Below are 15287 nucleotides of genomic sequence, written 5' to 3'. Positions count from 1 at the left end.
TGGCCTACAGCGCCATCTGGCGGCTGATTTCGCTCGCGTCGAGATTGGAGCGGTCGCAGGTGAACTTCACCGCGCCGCGATCCATCACCGCAAAACTGTCGCCGAGTTCGCAGGCAAAGTCGAGATATTGTTCGACCAGCACGATGGCGATGTTGCCGAGGTTGCGCAGGTAGGAGATGGCACGGCCGATGTCCTTGATGATCGAGGGCTGGATGCCCTCGGTCGGCTCGTCAAGCAGCAGCAGCTTTGGCCGCATCACCAGCGCGCGCCCGATCGCGAGCTGTTGCTGCTGGCCACCGGAGAGATCGCCGCCGCGCCGGCCGAGCATGGATTGCAGCACCGGGAATAGCGAGTACACGTCGTCCGGAATGTGCTTGTCCTCACGCCTGAGCGGGCCGAAGCCGGTCTTGAGGTTTTCCTCGACCGTCAGAAGCGGAAAGATCTCGCGCCCCTGCGGCACGAAGCCGATGCCCTTGCGCGCGCGCTCATAGGGCTTCAGGCCCGTGATATCGCTGCCGTCGAGCACGATCGCGCCCGAGGAGATCGGGTACTGCCCGACCATGGCGCGCAACAGCGAGGTCTTGCCGACGCCGTTGCGTCCGAGCACGCAAGTCACCTTGCCGGGCTCGGCGGCGATCGAGACGCCCCGCAGCGCCTGCGCCGCGCCGTAGAACAGGTTGATGTCCTTGACCTCAAGCATCGCTCACCGCCCCAGATACACTTCGATGACCCGCTCGTTGGACGAGACCTGGTCGATGGTGCCTTCCGCGAGCACGGTGCCCTCGTGCAGGCAAGTGACCTTGACGCCGAGCTCGCGCACGAACGTCATGTCGTGCTCGACCACCATCACGGTGTGGGTCTTGTTGATTTCCTTGAGCAGCTCGGCGGTGAGATGCGTCTCGACGTCGGTCATGCCGGCGACGGGTTCGTCGACGAGGAGCAGTTTCGGATCCTGCGCGAGCAGCATGCCGATCTCGAGCCACTGCTTCTGGCCGTGGCTGAGGCTGCCGGCGAGACGGTTGCGGGCGTCGGTGAGGCGGATCGTCTCCAGCACCTTGTCGATCTGCTCGGATTCCGCCCGGCTGCCGCGCCAGAACAGCGTACCCCTGACGCTGTGGTCGACATTGAGCGCGAGCAGCAAATTGTCCTGCACGGTCTGGCTCTCGAACACGGTCGGCTTCTGGAATTTGCGGCCGATGCCGAGCTCGGCGATGCGGGTTTCGTCCAGGCGCGTCAGATCGGTGACGCCGTCGAACAGCACGGTGCCCTCGTCGGGCTTGGTCTTGCCGGTGATGATGTCCATCATCGTGGTCTTGCCGGCGCCGTTCGGGCCGATGATGGCGCGCATCTCGCCGGGCTCGAGCGTCAGCGAGAGGTTGTTGATGGCGTGGAAGCCGTCGAACGAGACGTGCACGCCGTCGAGATACAGCATGGCGGAGGTGGCGCGGGTGTCCATGACGTTCATTGCGCTTCCTCCGCCATTTTGGGTTCGGTGACGCCGTCTTCGGCCGCGGCGCTCGTTGTTTTCTCCGCGAGGCGCCTTTCCTTCGACGAGTCCCACCAGGCGTTGAAGGTGCCGACGATGCCCTTGGGCAACAGCAGCGTCACCAGGATGAACATGGCACCCAGCATGAACAGCCAGTAGGGCGCGAGCATGCCGGAGGTGAAGAACGTTTTTGCGTAGTTGACGACGACGGCGCCGAGCGCAGCGCCGACCAGTGTACCGCGGCCGCCGACCGCAACCCAGATCACCGCCTCGATCGAATTGCCCGGCGCGAATTCGCTCGGGTTGATGATGCCGACCTGCGGCACATAGAGCGCGCCCGCGACGCCGGCCATGCAGGCCGACACCGTGAACACGAACAGCTTGTAGGACTCGACGCGGTAGCCGAGGAAGCGCGTGCGCGATTCCGCATCGCGCACAGCGATCAGCACCTTGCCGAGCTTGGACGAGACGATGGCGCGGCAGATCAGGAAGCCGGCGATCAGCGCCAGGCAGCTCAGCGCGAACAGCGCAGCACGCGTGCCCTCGGCCTGCACGTTGAAGCCCAAGATGTCCTTGAAGTCGGTCATGCCGTTGTTGCCGCCGAAGCCGAAATCGTTGCGGAAGAAGGCGAGCAGCAGTGCATAGGTCATCGCTTGCGTGATAATCGACAGATACACGCCCGTGACGCGGGAGCGGAAGGCGAGCCAGCCGAAGCAAAAGGCGAGCAGCCCCGGTACGACCAGCACCATCAGCGCGGCAAACCAGAACATGTCGAAGCCGTACCAGTACCAGGGCAGCTTCGAGTAGTTCAGGAACACCATGAAGTCCGGCAGGATCGGGTTGCCGTAGACGCCGCGGCTGCCGATCTGGCGCATCAGGTACATCCCCATCGCGTAGCCGCCGAGCGCGAAGAAGGCGCCGTGGCCGAGCGAGAGGATGCCGCAATAGCCCCAGATCAGGTCGATCGAGAGCGCGAGGATGGCGTAGCAGACATATTTGCCCCAGAGCGCGACGAGATAGGTCGGCACTTGCAGGAACGAGCCCGCCGGCAGCAGCAGGTTGGAGAGCGGGATGAGGATGCCGCAGGCCACGACGACGGCAAGGAAGATCGTCGCGCCGCGGTCCAGCGATCGCGTCAGCATGTGAGGGGTCATGCTTCCACCGCACGGCCCTTGAGCGCGAACAGGCCGCGCGGCCGCTTTTGAATGAACAGGATGATGAGAACGAGGATGGCGATCTTGCCGAGCACGGCGCCGGCGACCGGCTCCAGGAATTTGTTGGCGATGCCGAGCGTGAAGGCGCCGACCAGCGTGCCCCAGAGATTGCCGACGCCGCCGAACACCACGACCATGAAGCTGTCGATGATGTAGCTCTGGCCGAGATTGGGGCTGACATTGTCGATCTGCGACAGCGCCACGCCGGCGATGCCGGCGATGCCCGAACCGAGGCCGAAGGTCAGTGCGTCGACACGCGAGGTCGCGATACCCATCGAGGCCGCCATGCGGCGGTTCTGCGTCACCGCGCGCATCTCGAGCCCGAGCGCGGTATAGCGCAGCATCGCGAGCAGAATGACGAACACCGCGAGCGTGAAGACCAGGATCCAGAGCCGGTTATAGGTAATCGTGATCTGGCCGAGCTCGAACGCGCCGCTCATCCAGGAGGGGTTGCCGACCTCGCGGTTGGTCGGACCGAACATGGTGCGCACCGCCTGCTGCAGCACCAGCGACAGGCCCCACGTCGCCAGCAGCGTCTCCAGCGGACGGCCGTAGAGAAAGCGGATGATGCTGCGCTCGATCACGACGCCGAGCGCGCCCGCCACCAGGAAGGCAAGCGGCACCGCGATCAGCAGCGAATAGTCGAACAGGCCGGGATAGCGGGTGCGGATCACCTCCTGCACCACGAAGGTGGTGTAGGCCCCGATCATCACCATCTCGCCATGGGCCATGTTGATGACGCCCATCACGCCGAACGTGATGGCAAGCCCGATTGCGGCAAGCAGCAGCACCGAACCGAGCGAGAGGCCGTACCAGGCATTCTGCACCATCGACCAGACCGCGAGCGAACTCTGGATCGAGCCGATTGCGCTCGCGGCAGCCTTGGTCACCGAGGCCGGCTGGTCGCCCATGCCAGTCAACAGCGCCATCGCCTCCTGGTCGCCGCGCGCCTTGATGGTGGCAACGGCTTCGAGCTTCTCGACCTCGGTGGCATCAGGCTTGAACAACAGGATCGCGGCGCGGGCGTCGCCCAGCGCAGCCTTGACGGATCGGTTGGTTTCCTTGGCGAGCGCGCCATCGACGGCTTCGAGCGACGTCTCCTCATGCGACTTGAAGACGGACTGCGCGGCCTGAAGCCGCGCTCCGATGTCCGGTGACTGCAGCGTCAGGCTGCCGATCGCGGCATCGACGCTGCGGCGCAGGCGGTTGTTGAGGCGGACCGCGCTCGCACTGTCGGGCACGCTGGCCACCGCCTGACCGGTCGCGGCATCGATCGACTTGCCGTCGGCGCCCGTGACGTAGACCTTCTTGCTGTCGGGATCAGCCATGAGCCGGCCGTCCTGGAGCGCGCTGATGATCGGAAAGGCCAGCGTATTGCCGCTGCTTGCGACCACGCCGATCGCCTCTTCCGTGTCAGAATAATCATCGTTGGCGAATTTGGCGACCGCATCCTCGAACGGACCGGCGAAGGCCGGCAGTGCGAACGCGATCAGGAACAACGAGAGCAGGAGCGAACAGAGACGGGCGGACAAATTGGCTGGCACTGTGAAAGACCCCGGCAGAAAAGGGTGGAGAAGGCGGCGGGATCGCCGCCTTCTCCGATCGTGCAACGGAGCGTCAGATCCGGATCAGGAGCCCGAACCGAGGCACTTGTTGGTCTTGGTGTTGAAGTTGCCGCACTTCTTGCCGACCCAGTCGCCGACCAGGTCCTTGGAGCCGTCGAGCTCCTTCGACCAGGCGTCGCCCGCGACAAGACCCGGGGTCTTCCACACCACGTCGAACTGGCCGTTGGCTTTGATTTCGCCAATGAACACCGGCTTGGTGATGTGATGGTTCGGAAGCATCTTGGAGGTGCCGCCGGTCAGGTTCTTGGCTTCGATGCCCGGGAGCGCATCGATCACCTTGTCAGGATCGGTCGACTTCACCTTCTCGACCGCCTTGACCCACATGTCGAAGCCGATCACGTGCGCTTCCATCGGATCGTTGGTCACGCGCTTCGGATTCTTGGTGTAGGCCTGCCACGCCTTGATGAACTTCTCGTTCTCCGGCGACTTGATCGACTGGAAGTAGTTCCAGGCGGCGAGATGGCCGAGCAGGGGCTTGGTGTCGATACCGGCGAGTTCTTCCTCACCCACCGAGAACGCGACGACCGGGATGTCCTTCGCCTTGATGCCCTGGTTGCCGAGTTCCTTGTAGAAGGGAACGTTGGCGTCGCCGTTGATGGTCGAGACCACCGCGGTCTTCTTGCCGGCCGAGCCGAACTTCTTGATGTCGGCCACGATCGTCTGCCAGTCGGAATGACCGAACGGCGTGTAGTTGATCATGATGTCTTCCTGGGCGACACCCTTGGACTTCAGATAGGCTTCCAGGATCTTGTTGGTGGTGCGCGGATAGACGTAGTCGGTGCCCGCGAGCACCCAGCGCTTCACCTTCTCGTCCTTCATCAGATAGTCGACGGCGGGGATCGCCTGCTGGTTCGGCGCGGCGCCGGTGTAGAACACGTTGCGCTCGCTCTCCTCGCCCTCGTACTGCACGGGGTAGAACAGGATGCTGTTCAGCTCCTTGAACACCGGGAGCACCGACTTGCGTGACACCGAGGTCCAGCAGCCGAACACGACCGAAACCTTGTCCTTGGTGATCAGTTCGCGCGCCTTCTCGGCGAACAGCGGCCAGTTCGAAGCGGGATCGACGACGACGGCTTCGAGCTTCTTGCCGTTGACGCCGCCCTTCTTGTTCTGCTCGTCGATCAGAAAGAGGATGGTGTCCTTCAGCGTGGTTTCGCTGATGGCCATGGTGCCAGAGAGGGAGTGAAGCACGCCGACCTTGATGGTGTCGTCCGCGGCTTTCGCACCAGAAATGGAAGCCAGACCAAGCATCAGTCCGGCGGTCGCGGCGAGAACGCCACGGCGGCTAAATGGCGCCGCTATATCGTGAGTGGATTTGCTATGCATGAGTGTCTCATCTCCCTGACGCAGACGTGAAAAACGCTGCGAAACGACCCCAACGGCCGCCTGCGATTAACGGATTCGCAAGAACCGTGCCATGGAATTGACACACATTAAGCCATTGTTATTATTGGTAAAATCGACAGAAAACGAAGTGTCGCCATGGTCGAGCCGCCTAAACATTGAGCAATTCAAATGTATGCGAATGCGGCAGGCAGGCTCTTTTCTGAGCAAATTCTCGCCTCTGGCTAAATTTCCGGCATAACTATTTCTGCACCGCGATCGCCATTTGTGTTGGGCGTGCCTTGAAAGCGCCGCCTCAATGTTCCATATGGGGGGCGAGGTCTCTTGCGAATCGGAGACCGTTGCGAGCCGCGTGTTCTTAAGCCCTTACGGGCGTCTGGCTTGCCCCATCCCATCAAGCCATCCGACACCCCAAACACGCAGGTGTCCCTCTCGACACCCTTTTGCGCGCGCCGCGCCGAATGCGCCGGGCGCCCGCTTTTGACATGGAAAGAACCCATCTTTTGACTTCGTTTCAGGATTTCGGCCTCGCCGAACCCATCGCTCGTGCTCTCACCGAAGAGAACTACGTCACCCCCACCCCCATCCAGGCCCAGACGATTCCGACCGCGCTGACCGGCCGCGACGTCGTCGGCATCGCCCAGACCGGAACCGGCAAGACCGCATCCTTCGCGCTGCCGATTCTGCACCGCCTGCTCGAGAATCGCATCAAGCCGCAGCCGAAGACGACCCGCGTCCTGGTGCTGTCGCCGACCCGCGAGCTGTCCGGCCAGATCCTCGACAGCTTCAACGCCTATGGCCGCCACATCCGTCTGTCCTCGACGCTCGCCATCGGCGGCGTGCCGATGGGCCGTCAGGTCCGCTCGCTGATGCAGGGCGTCGAGGTTCTGGTCGCCACCCCCGGCCGTTTGCTCGACCTCGTGCAGAGCAACGGACTGAAGCTTGGAAGCGTCGAATTCCTCGTGCTCGACGAGGCCGACCGCATGCTCGACATGGGCTTCATCAACGACATCCGCAAAATCGTCGCCAAGCTGCCGATCAAGCGGCAGACGCTGTTCTTCTCGGCCACCATGCCGAAGGACATCGCCGAGCTCGCCGACGCCATGCTGCGCGACCCCGCCCGTGTCGCGGTGACCCCGGTCTCCTCGACCGTGGAGCGCATCCAGCAGCGCATCATCCAGGTCGACTTCTCCGCGAAGCCGGCGTTCCTCGCCCAGCTGTTGAAACAGGAGCAGGTCAACCGCGCACTGGTTTTCACCCGCACCAAGCACGGCGCGGACAAGGTGGTGAAGACGCTTGAGAAAGCCGGCATCCCCGCTAGCGCCATCCACGGCAACAAGTCGCAGAACCACCGCGAACGGACGCTCGCTCTGTTCCGCACCGGCGAGATCCGCACGCTGGTCGCCACCGATATCGCCGCCCGCGGCATCGATGTCGACGGCATCACCCACGTCATCAATTTCGACCTGCCCAACGTGCCGGAGACCTATGTGCATCGCATCGGCCGCACCGCGCGCGCGGGTGCCGAGGGCACCGCGATCTCACTGGTCGCAGGCGGCGAGGAGCTCAGCTATCTCCGCGACATCGAGCGGCTGATCAAAGTGGCGCTGCCGCGTGAGGATCGCCGCACCGACGCCGGCCGCCGCGATGCGGGCCCGCCCCCGCAGCAGCAGCGACAGGGTCGGCCGGGCCGCCCGGGCCAGCGTCCGCAAGGCGCAAGGTCTGGTGAGGGACGCCACGGTGACGGTCGCCGTGCCGACGAAAGGCATGCGGACGGGCGCCACCACAGTTCCGCCAAGCAGGGCGACGGAAGACCCGGCGAGGGACGGCATGGCGACGCCAGGCATGTCGACGCACGGCCCGGCAGCGGCCCGAAGGCAGCTCCTCGCGGCCGCTCCGGAGGCAAGGCGCATTCTTCGCCAAACGGCCGTCCGGAACAGCGTTCCGCGCATAGCGCCGGGGCGTCTGATGGGATACAAGGCGTTGCCTTTTTGCGCCGCGAGAGTCGGCCGAACGGCCAACCGAACCGCAAACCCCATTCGCACTAGCCGTCCACGACCTGGAGAAATTCATGGCTAAGGAAGAGCTGATCCAGTTCGAAGGACTGGTCACCGAAATCCTCCCCGACGCGCGCTACCGCGTGCAGCTCGACGCCGGACACGAAATCGTCGCCTATACCGCCGGCAAGATGAAGAAGAACCGCATCAAGACTCTGGCGGGCGACCGCGTCACGGTGGAGATGTCGCCCTATGACCTCGAAAAGGGCCGGCTGATTTTCCGCCACAAGGACGAACGTCCGAGCGGGATGGGCGGACCTCCGCGTCCCGGACAGCGCGGCGGCCAGTTCCGCCGCCGCTAGTCGGGAGGCTCAGCGCGCGAGCGCGGACCTGAAGTTCCGACCTGCATGATGATCCGCCGTGAACCTCACGGCGGATCAAAAAATCGTGCACGTCAGCATTGTTTTGGGGTTCTGTTTCGAATAAAATGAATTAATCGATTTTCGGCCGGACGACATTAGCATCCACCGGTACAGCCGGTTCAGACACGCTGACGACCCTTCCAAAAATTCGATCTAACCTGTCCGCGCAAGCGGGCTCTGACATTGTATATCTGAGAAGGGACTACCCCCATGAGCATGGGAACCGTGAAGTGGTTTAACGCGACCAAAGGCTTCGGCTTCATCCAGCCCGACGATGGCGGCCAGGACGTGTTCGTCCACATCAGCGCCGTGGAGCGTGCAGGCCTCGGCACGCTGCGCGAAGGTCAGAAGATCTCCTACGAGATCGTCGCCGACCGCCGTTCCGGCAAGTCGGCAGCGGACAACCTCCGCTCAGCCGGTTGAGCCTACCGCTTACGGCCCCAATCGGCTCGAGCGAACACATCAAGGAAAAGGCCGGGCGCGACGCCCGGCCTTTTTTCTAGTTTAGGGGGCACGGCGACGGTACACCGTCGTAAGGAACGCAGGTGACCTGGCGCGGCCGCGTGTAGGAGACATCGCTCAGCGTGACGCCCGACTTCAGGACGAATTTGACGGAAGGCGTGTAGACGTAACTCGCCTGACTGAAGATAAGGTAGGTTGACGCGATCAAGAGCGGTGACGGAATCATCGAGGTGACCGTGGTATCAGGCGCCAGAGACGGAGGCGCGTCCGTCACCGCGGCCTGCGTCGCACCGTTCGCAATGGTGGCGGACTTGCTCCATTTAATCTTGGCGACTTTGCTTGAGTCGATATAGATCTGGGCTACCGTACCGTTCACGAGCGTCGCGTCATACGGCATGATCATCGATATGCTTGCCGTGAACGTATCCTGCATGGCCGGACCGTTGACCCCCGTCGACTGCGACGTCAAATCGGACAGAGTCCGTGCAATCATTGTGACTTTGCGATTAACCGCCACGGCCGATGAAAATTCGACGGTACCGAAGAACATCACCAGCATCAGCGGCACGATGACCGCGAATTCGGTCGCCGCGAGCGCGCGCCTGTCGGCGACGAAGTCGCGCGCGGAGCTACGGGCATTCCTCCAGATATTCGCAATCGCCTGCATCGGTCTGCTCGGATCCATCTGTCTCAGAAGGGTTCATTCTTGAAGGCCGCGGTCGCGACCAGCAGCCGCTTGTTGCTGCAGCCCATGTTGAAGCCAAGGCCGGTGACGATGAGCGGCCACTGATAGAACAGGCGCACCACGACGACCTGGCCGGCGGTCCCGGCATTGTACTGCACGCCAGTTGGATTGAAGCTGCAGGAATTGCCGTAGCTGGTGAGGCTTAGCGCTCCGAAGGAGTTTGTACTCACGACGTCGACGTAGAGCTTGCTGCAATCAAAGAGCGCCGGGATCTGGCTGCAGACGTAAGCCTTGAACGTCGTTTGCGAGCAGGGTGTGCTCACGCCGGACACCGCGCAGGCCGTCACCGAACCGGATTGCGCCTGCCCCGTCAGCAACACCCGCGCGGAACTCTGACTGGCGCTCTCAAGCACCTGGCTCGCCAAGAACATCAGCGCCGACTCGAGGATGGCGAAGAGCAGCGCGAAGAACATCGGCGCGACGAGCGCAAACTCGACGGCTGCGGAGCCGCGGCGGCTACCGCGAAACCGGCGCAACATGGCGAGGAGCGTGAACCTCGTAGGTGCAGGCGAAGGCATCAAATTCCTCAGCAGCAGCGATCATCTGCCATGTTCAATAGCGGAAACTGATTGTTTAAGTGTTTCAGGCGATCCGCACCCGGCGGCCCGGGCCATTAAGGGCGCGTTAACCGCGAACGACCCAGTGCATGGAAATGAAGCCATGGAGATGAAGCCATGGAGACGAGGGCATGGAGACGAGGACACGGAGAAGAAAACTCGCGTGGGTGCGTCGGGCGAGGACGATCCTTTCCCCGGCAAACCCGCCAATCACATTCGCTGGCTGGGCTTACCTAGTTGGTCTTACTTAATTGGTCTTGGCGCCCGCACCGGCGTTGCCGCTGGCCGTGCTGCTCAACGAACCGGCCTGGCTCATCGTGTTGTTGAAGTAGGTGTCGCTGTCGCCGAGCGTCACGCGACGCTGGCAAACCGGCATGCAGCTGTAGGACTCGCGCTCGATCCCGCGGTAGACGGTGACGAGCCGATCGCTCGGACCTTCGACCTGGATCTGGCGGTCGACCAGGATCTCGCCGCCCCGGTCGAGCGCGATGAAATTGGTGGCGCCGTAGCCCTTTCCGGTCACGACGATCATGCCACCGGGCTGGAGCGTGACGTCGGCGATCATGGGATTGCCGACCACGATGGTCGCCACCTTGCCGGGCAACCGCACCAGCTTGGCCTGGTCGACATTCACGGCAATAGCATCTGCGGTCGGCTCGGCAACGACGGCAGCCGGCAATGCCAGCACCGCGGCCGCAACCAGAAGACAGACGCGCGCCTGACGGCGCAGCAGTTGTTTACGCATACTCATACTCCCGGGACGCACAAACCGGCAGAAGCGATCAGATAACAGCGGAGCCGGTGCCCGACCTGGCTAACCTGCCCTCAATTCGTGAACGTTCCGCAAATTCGCCGACTATTGTTTGAACGGACTGGCGTTTTGCGGCCCTCGAAGACCTAGCGGCGGAACGGATAGGCAAGCTGCCCCCCGATCTCCTTCGGCATGGTGGCTTCATCCTTGCCGTAGTCCTGCGGCAGTTGCCCTTCGGGCATGCGGAAAGTGCCGAACAGCACGTCCCAGATCGGAAACGTGCCGGCAAAATTGGTGTCGCCGCCCTCTGCGAGCGAGGTGTGGTGCCAGCGGTGGAACACCGGCGTCGCCAGCACATATTTGAACGGCCCGAAGGTCCAGTTGAGGTTGGCGTGCACGAAGGCCGAATGGAAGGTCGTGAACGGGGCGATCCACACCATGGCGTTCGGCGAAATGCCGGCCATCAGCAGCACGACGTCGACCGCGATCGTACCGAGCACGAGATTGACGGGATGGAAGCGGGCCGCAGAAATCCAGCTTATCTCCTCCGAGGAATGATGGATGGCGTGGTACTTCCAGAACCCCCCGCCGTGGAACAGCCGGTGCAGCCAGTACAGCATGAAATCGGACAGCACCAGGAACAGCACGGCCTGAACCCAGAGCGGCAATAGCGCCAGCGGGCCGTGGCCATTGTCGTAGAAGGCGATGAGCCCGTCGGCATCGTGGATGTTGAAGACGAAGCTCGCACCGACGATCAGAAGGCTGATCCGCATGACGCGTGCGAACACCGGAACGACAAACCAGTAGCAGATGTCCGTGACGATCTCCCGCTTGCGCCACCAGGGCACGCCGGGATTGCAGGCCCAGACATGCTCGAGCACGGTGAAGACGACCGCCAGCGCGAAAGTCGTGGGGATCACCTTCGCGATGGTCTCGCCGAGCATCAGGGCGATTTCCATGGGCAGGCTCGACATTGTCGCCTCTCTTGCGAATTGCTGGTCCCGCCTAGGCGTACTCCCCCAAATTTAAGGGAGGGTGAAGCCGGTGCTGCGCTTGCTGCACATCCGGAACCGGAACGAATTGCAGCTGGCACCTTAAGGCGAAATTCACTCTGGCCGGCGGCAAACGGGTTTGCCCGATCGAATTAACTCTCCCGAAAGAGCTCGGATCTCATGGTCATCGCGTCAATGCACAACGCCGAACGAGGCGATCCCACCCTAGATGGAGTTTTGTTCATGAAGAACCTGATTGCGCGTTTCGCGAAAGATGAATCCGGCGCCACCGCCATCGAATACGGCCTGATCGCAGCCGGCATCGCGCTGGCCATCATCACCGTCGTCAACAATCTCGGCACCACGCTGAACGCCAAGTTCACCTCGATCAGCACCTCGCTGAAGTAAGCGATCGACGAACGACGGCAAAAGCCCCGGGCCTCCGGGGCCTTTGTTTTAGACGGCGAGTTCCAGTGGCGTTGAGCAAGTACAGAACCGATGCCGCGGTCGCGGCAAACGCGGCGGAAGCCCCGCAGACGGGCTCGCCGGCTTACTGGGTCTGCTTGGCCCTGCTGCTCGCGACCGTCGCGCTCGCCGCACGCATCGCCTCCCTCTGGTGAGCATGCGTTCGGCTGGTTCCGTCTCTCGAGACCGCTGCCGCCGTTTTCGGTTTGTTTAGCACTGCCGGCTAGAATCCGGCGACGCCAGCTCCGCGGCAAATCCAGGTCTCGAGACGCAGCCCATGATCCTCGACCTTGCGCGCCTTCTGCTCTTCCCTGCCCTGATGGCGTTTGCCGCCGCGAGCGATCTCTTCACGATGACGATCTCCAACCGCGTATCGCTGGCGCTGGTCGCCGGCTTTTTCGCGCTCGCTCTCGCCGGTGGCATGGCACCTTACGAGATGCTGAGCCATGTCGGCTCAGGCGCGCTTGTCCTGGTCGTGGCCTTCACCTGTTTTGCGATGGGCTGGGTCGGCGGCGGCGATGCCAAGGTCGCGGCCTCCGTCGCACTTTGGTTCGGTTTCGCACAGCTGATGAACTTCCTGCTCTACGCCTCGCTGTTCGGCGGGGCGCTGACGCTGCTCCTGCTCCAGTTCCGGCAGTGGCCACTGCCATACGGGCTGGCGGGCCAGGCCTGGCTCGCGCGGCTGCACGCCAAGGAGAGCGGCATTCCCTATGGCATCGCGCTCGCACTGAGCGCGCTGATGGTCTACCCGGAGACCGAATGGGTGAAGGCGATCGACCTCGCTCATCTCGCATTGCGCTGAACGCATCGGGTCAACCCGGCGTTAAGGCGATTTAGATACGCCTCATTAACCATGCTTTGACGAATAGCTGGTCAACTGCCGATTACGGCGGCGTCAGCGTCGCGGCGTTTGTTGGAAAGTGAAGCGTATGAATAGGGCACGCATTGTCGTCCTGACGGTCGCCATCTGCGCCGGCGGTGTCGCCGCGTATCTGGCGAGCGGCTCGGACAATTCTGCGCCGCCTCCGGCTCCGGTCGCGCAGCTTCCCACCGTCGACGTCCTGGTCGCAAAGAACGACATCGGCCTCGGCCAGACCGTCAAGCCGGAAGACGTGCAATGGCAGACCTGGCCGTCCGCGACCGCCAGCGCCACCTTCATCCGCCGCAACGAGCGCCCCGAGGGGGTAACCCAGGTCACCGGCTCGATCGCACGATCCCCCTTCATCCAGGGTGAGCCGATCCGCGACCAGAAGCTGGTCAAGGCCGAAGGCTCCGGCTTCATGGCGGCAATCCTGCCCACTGGCATGCGGGCGATCTCGACCGAGATCTCGCCGGAAACCGGCGCAGGCGGCTTCATCCTCCCCAACGACCGCGTCGACGTGCTTCTGACGCGCCGTCTCAAGAATCCAGACCAGAGCAGCGGCGCTCCTGATGTGATCACGTCCGAGATCATCCTGGCCAATATCCGCGTCCTGGCCATCGACCAGGCGCCCAAGGAGAAGGACGGGCAGAACGCGGTCGTCGGCAAGACCGTCACCCTCGAGCTCAATCCTGCGCAGACTGCGACGCTCTCCTCCGCACGCCAGAGCGGCACGCTGTCGCTGGCGTTGCGCAGCATCGTCGACGTCAAGCTGAGCGAGATCACACTCGATGATTCCGCGCAGAAGCGCGAAGGCGTTTCGATCATTCGGTACGGTATCCCAAGCTCGACGGCGAAGGCACGATGAGGACTGTCGATATGAAATGCAGGGCGAATTTGACGACGATGCGAACCTCTGTGGTCCGCGCCCTGTCGTTTTCGGCCGCCGTCGCGCTCGCGCTCAACCCGGTGCTGACCCCTGTGGTCGCCGCCGACTATCGCCCTGTGGCGCAGGCTGCGGCCGACGGTCAGATGAACGCGCGATTCCTCTCGCTCGGCATCGGCAAGTCGATCGTGATCGACCTTCCGCGTGACATCAAGGACGTGCTTGTCGCCGATCCCAAGATCGCCAATGCGGTGGTCCGCTCGTCACAGCGCGCCTACATCATCGGCGCTTCGATCGGCCAGACCAACATCGTGTTCTTCGATTCCGCCGGCCAGCAGATTGCGGCCTACGACATCGCGGTCAAGCGCGACCTCAACGGCGTGCGGGCCGCGCTGAAGCAGGTCCTGCCGAATTCAGACATCCAGATCGACGGGCTGGGGGACGGCATCATCCTGACCGGCTCGGCCGCGAATCCAGCCGAAGCCCAGCAGGCCAACGACCTCGCCGCGCGCCTCGCCGGCGGTCCCGAGAAGGTCGTGAACTCGATCGTGGTCCGCGGCCGCGACCAGGTCATGCTCAAGGTGACCGTCGCCGAAGTGCAGCGCAGCATCATCAAGCAGCTCGGAATCGACCTCACGGCCAACCTCAGCTACGGCACCTCGGTCGTCAGCTTCAGCAACTCCAATCCGTTCACGGCGCTCGGGCACAACCTCGTCGACGGCAACAACCTGACCACCAAGTTCGGCGGGGCCCCCTCGGTGCAGGCCACCCTGCGTGCGATGGAAACCGCGGGCGTGATCCGGACGCTGGCCGAACCGAATCTGACCGCTATCTCCGGTGAATCGGCAACGTTCATCGCCGGCGGTGAATTCCCGGTGCCTGCGGGCTATGCGTGCGACCCCACCACGCACGTCTGTACCACCCAGATCAGCTTCAAGAAGTTCGGCATCTCGCTCAACTTCACCCCTGTCGTTCTCACCGAGGGCAAGATCAGCCTGCGGGTGATGACCGAGGTCTCTGAGCTCTCGAACGAAAACGCGATCACGCTGTCCCAGGCCGTGACCTCGACCTCGGTCAACTCGCTCACGGTGCCCTCGATCAAGACCCGCCGCGCAGAAACCTCGCTGGAAATTCCCTCCGGCGGCGCGATGGCTATGGCCGGCCTGATCCAGCAGCAGACCAAGCAGGCAGTCAGCGGACTGCCGGGTCTGATGCAGCTCCCGGTCCTCGGCACGCTGTTCCGCAGCCGCGACTTCGTCAACAACGCGACCGAGCTGGTCGTGATCGTGACGCCCTACATCGTTCGCGCAGTTGCGCAAAAGGATCTGTCGCGGCCGGATGATGGCTTCTCCGCGCCTGCGGATCCGCAGGCCGAACTGCTCGGCAACATCAACCGCATCTACGGCGTGCCCGGCCGGACCGAACCGGCCAAGAACTACCGCGGCACCTACGGCTTCATCACCGACTGAGGCGGAACGGGGA

17 protein-coding genes are annotated in these 15287 nt (G+C 63.2%); 8 read left to right on the top strand and 9 right to left on the bottom strand.

The genetic code is table 11. The features are described from left to right. Window positions 1–4: 4 nt before the first annotated feature. The 5 genes from urtE to urtA form a co-directional block, all read right to left on the bottom strand. On the bottom strand, window positions 5–700 hold the full coding sequence (urtE, locus tag C7G41_RS06845) for an urea ABC transporter ATP-binding subunit UrtE (RefSeq protein ID WP_007605420.1): 696 nt from the start codon (window positions 698–700) through the stop codon (window positions 5–7). Window positions 701–703: 3 nt separating this feature from the next. Beyond that, the gene (urtD, locus tag C7G41_RS06840) at window positions 704–1465 is read right to left on the bottom strand and encodes an urea ABC transporter ATP-binding protein UrtD (RefSeq protein ID WP_106941845.1); all 762 of its coding nucleotides are present in this window, start codon (window positions 1463–1465) and stop codon (window positions 704–706) included. Continuing rightward, window positions 1462–2640 (bottom strand): urea ABC transporter permease subunit UrtC, encoded by a 1179-nt coding sequence (gene urtC / locus C7G41_RS06835; protein ID WP_106941844.1) that lies wholly within the window; start codon window positions 2638–2640, stop codon window positions 1462–1464. Before urtC ends, urtD begins: the two co-directional genes overlap by 4 nt. Next, window positions 2637–4244 (bottom strand): urea ABC transporter permease subunit UrtB, encoded by a 1608-nt coding sequence (gene urtB, locus C7G41_RS06830; protein ID WP_106941843.1) that lies wholly within the window; start codon window positions 4242–4244, stop codon window positions 2637–2639. The genes urtC and urtB overlap by 4 nt, the downstream gene beginning before the upstream one ends. Window positions 4245–4328: 84 nt before the next feature. Then, complete coding sequence (urtA, locus tag C7G41_RS06825; RefSeq protein WP_106941842.1) at window positions 4329–5651, bottom strand: urea ABC transporter substrate-binding protein; 1323 nt, start codon at window positions 5649–5651, stop codon at window positions 4329–4331. A 479-nt stretch (window positions 5652–6130) separates the two neighbouring features. On the opposite strand from urtA, the gene C7G41_RS06820 reads away from it, so the two are divergent. From C7G41_RS06820 to C7G41_RS06810, 3 genes are all read left to right on the top strand, one after another. Further along, window positions 6131–7717 carry a DEAD/DEAH box helicase gene (locus C7G41_RS06820; protein ID WP_106941841.1) on the top strand — a complete coding sequence of 529 codons (1587 nt, stop codon included), beginning with the start codon at window positions 6131–6133 and terminating at the stop codon, window positions 7715–7717. Between the two features lie 23 nt (window positions 7718–7740). Beyond that, on the top strand, window positions 7741–8028 hold the full coding sequence (gene infA / locus C7G41_RS06815; protein ID WP_007599789.1) for a translation initiation factor IF-1: 288 nt from the start codon (window positions 7741–7743) through the stop codon (window positions 8026–8028). A gap of 270 nt (window positions 8029–8298) precedes the next feature. Beyond that, window positions 8299–8511, top strand: coding sequence for a cold-shock protein (locus C7G41_RS06810; protein WP_007599788.1), 213 nt, complete (start codon window positions 8299–8301; stop codon window positions 8509–8511). A gap of 76 nt (window positions 8512–8587) precedes the next feature. Here C7G41_RS06810 and C7G41_RS06805 read toward each other — a convergent pair whose 3' ends face one another. The 4 genes from C7G41_RS06805 to C7G41_RS06790 all read right to left on the bottom strand — a co-directional run bounded on the left by C7G41_RS06805 (window position 8588) and on the right by C7G41_RS06790 (window position 11577). Beyond that, entirely contained in the window at window positions 8588–9217 is a 630-nt protein-coding gene (locus C7G41_RS06805) for a TadE/TadG family type IV pilus assembly protein (RefSeq protein ID WP_199198226.1), read from the bottom strand. Window positions 9218–9240: 23 nt separating this feature from the next. Next, window positions 9241–9813 carry a TadE/TadG family type IV pilus assembly protein gene (locus C7G41_RS06800; protein WP_106941839.1) on the bottom strand — a complete coding sequence of 191 codons (573 nt, stop codon included), beginning with the start codon at window positions 9811–9813 and terminating at the stop codon, window positions 9241–9243. Between the two features lie 286 nt (window positions 9814–10099). Then, the gene (locus tag C7G41_RS06795; RefSeq protein WP_106941838.1) at window positions 10100–10597 is read right to left on the bottom strand and encodes a pilus assembly protein N-terminal domain-containing protein; all 498 of its coding nucleotides are present in this window, start codon (window positions 10595–10597) and stop codon (window positions 10100–10102) included. Between the two features lie 152 nt (window positions 10598–10749). Then, window positions 10750–11577 (bottom strand): sterol desaturase family protein, encoded by an 828-nt coding sequence (locus C7G41_RS06790; protein ID WP_106941837.1) that lies wholly within the window; start codon window positions 11575–11577, stop codon window positions 10750–10752. Window positions 11578–11838: 261 nt separating this feature from the next. Here C7G41_RS06790 and C7G41_RS06785 point away from each other — a divergent pair, with 261 nt between their 5' ends. The 5 genes from C7G41_RS06785 to C7G41_RS06770 all read left to right on the top strand — a co-directional run bounded on the left by C7G41_RS06785 (window position 11839) and on the right by C7G41_RS06770 (window position 15274). After that, window positions 11839–12003: a Flp family type IVb pilin gene (locus C7G41_RS06785; protein WP_106941836.1), complete on the top strand. Its 165-nt coding sequence runs from the start codon at window positions 11839–11841 to the stop codon at window positions 12001–12003. Between the two features lie 71 nt (window positions 12004–12074). Continuing rightward, window positions 12075–12215, top strand: a complete 141-nt coding sequence (locus C7G41_RS37680; protein WP_199198266.1) for a hypothetical protein — start codon at window positions 12075–12077, stop codon at window positions 12213–12215. 122 nt (window positions 12216–12337) lie between these two features. Beyond that, complete coding sequence (locus tag C7G41_RS06780) at window positions 12338–12862, top strand: prepilin peptidase (RefSeq protein WP_106941835.1); 525 nt, start codon at window positions 12338–12340, stop codon at window positions 12860–12862. 127 nt (window positions 12863–12989) lie between these two features. Next, a complete protein-coding gene (gene cpaB / locus C7G41_RS06775; protein ID WP_199198225.1) occupies window positions 12990–13787 on the top strand; it encodes a Flp pilus assembly protein CpaB in 798 nt (265 codons plus the stop codon). Between the two features lie 11 nt (window positions 13788–13798). Beyond that, window positions 13799–15274, top strand: a complete 1476-nt coding sequence (locus C7G41_RS06770; protein WP_199198224.1) for a type II and III secretion system protein family protein — start codon at window positions 13799–13801, stop codon at window positions 15272–15274. Window positions 15275–15287: the final 13 nt, after the last annotated feature.

It is taken from the genome of Bradyrhizobium sp. MOS002 (assembly GCF_003020115.1).
In the GTDB taxonomy this organism is placed as follows: domain Bacteria; phylum Pseudomonadota; class Alphaproteobacteria; order Rhizobiales; family Xanthobacteraceae; genus Bradyrhizobium.
The sequence above is the reverse complement of the archived record's forward strand: the minus strand, read 5'-3'. Positions and strand labels throughout refer to the sequence as shown.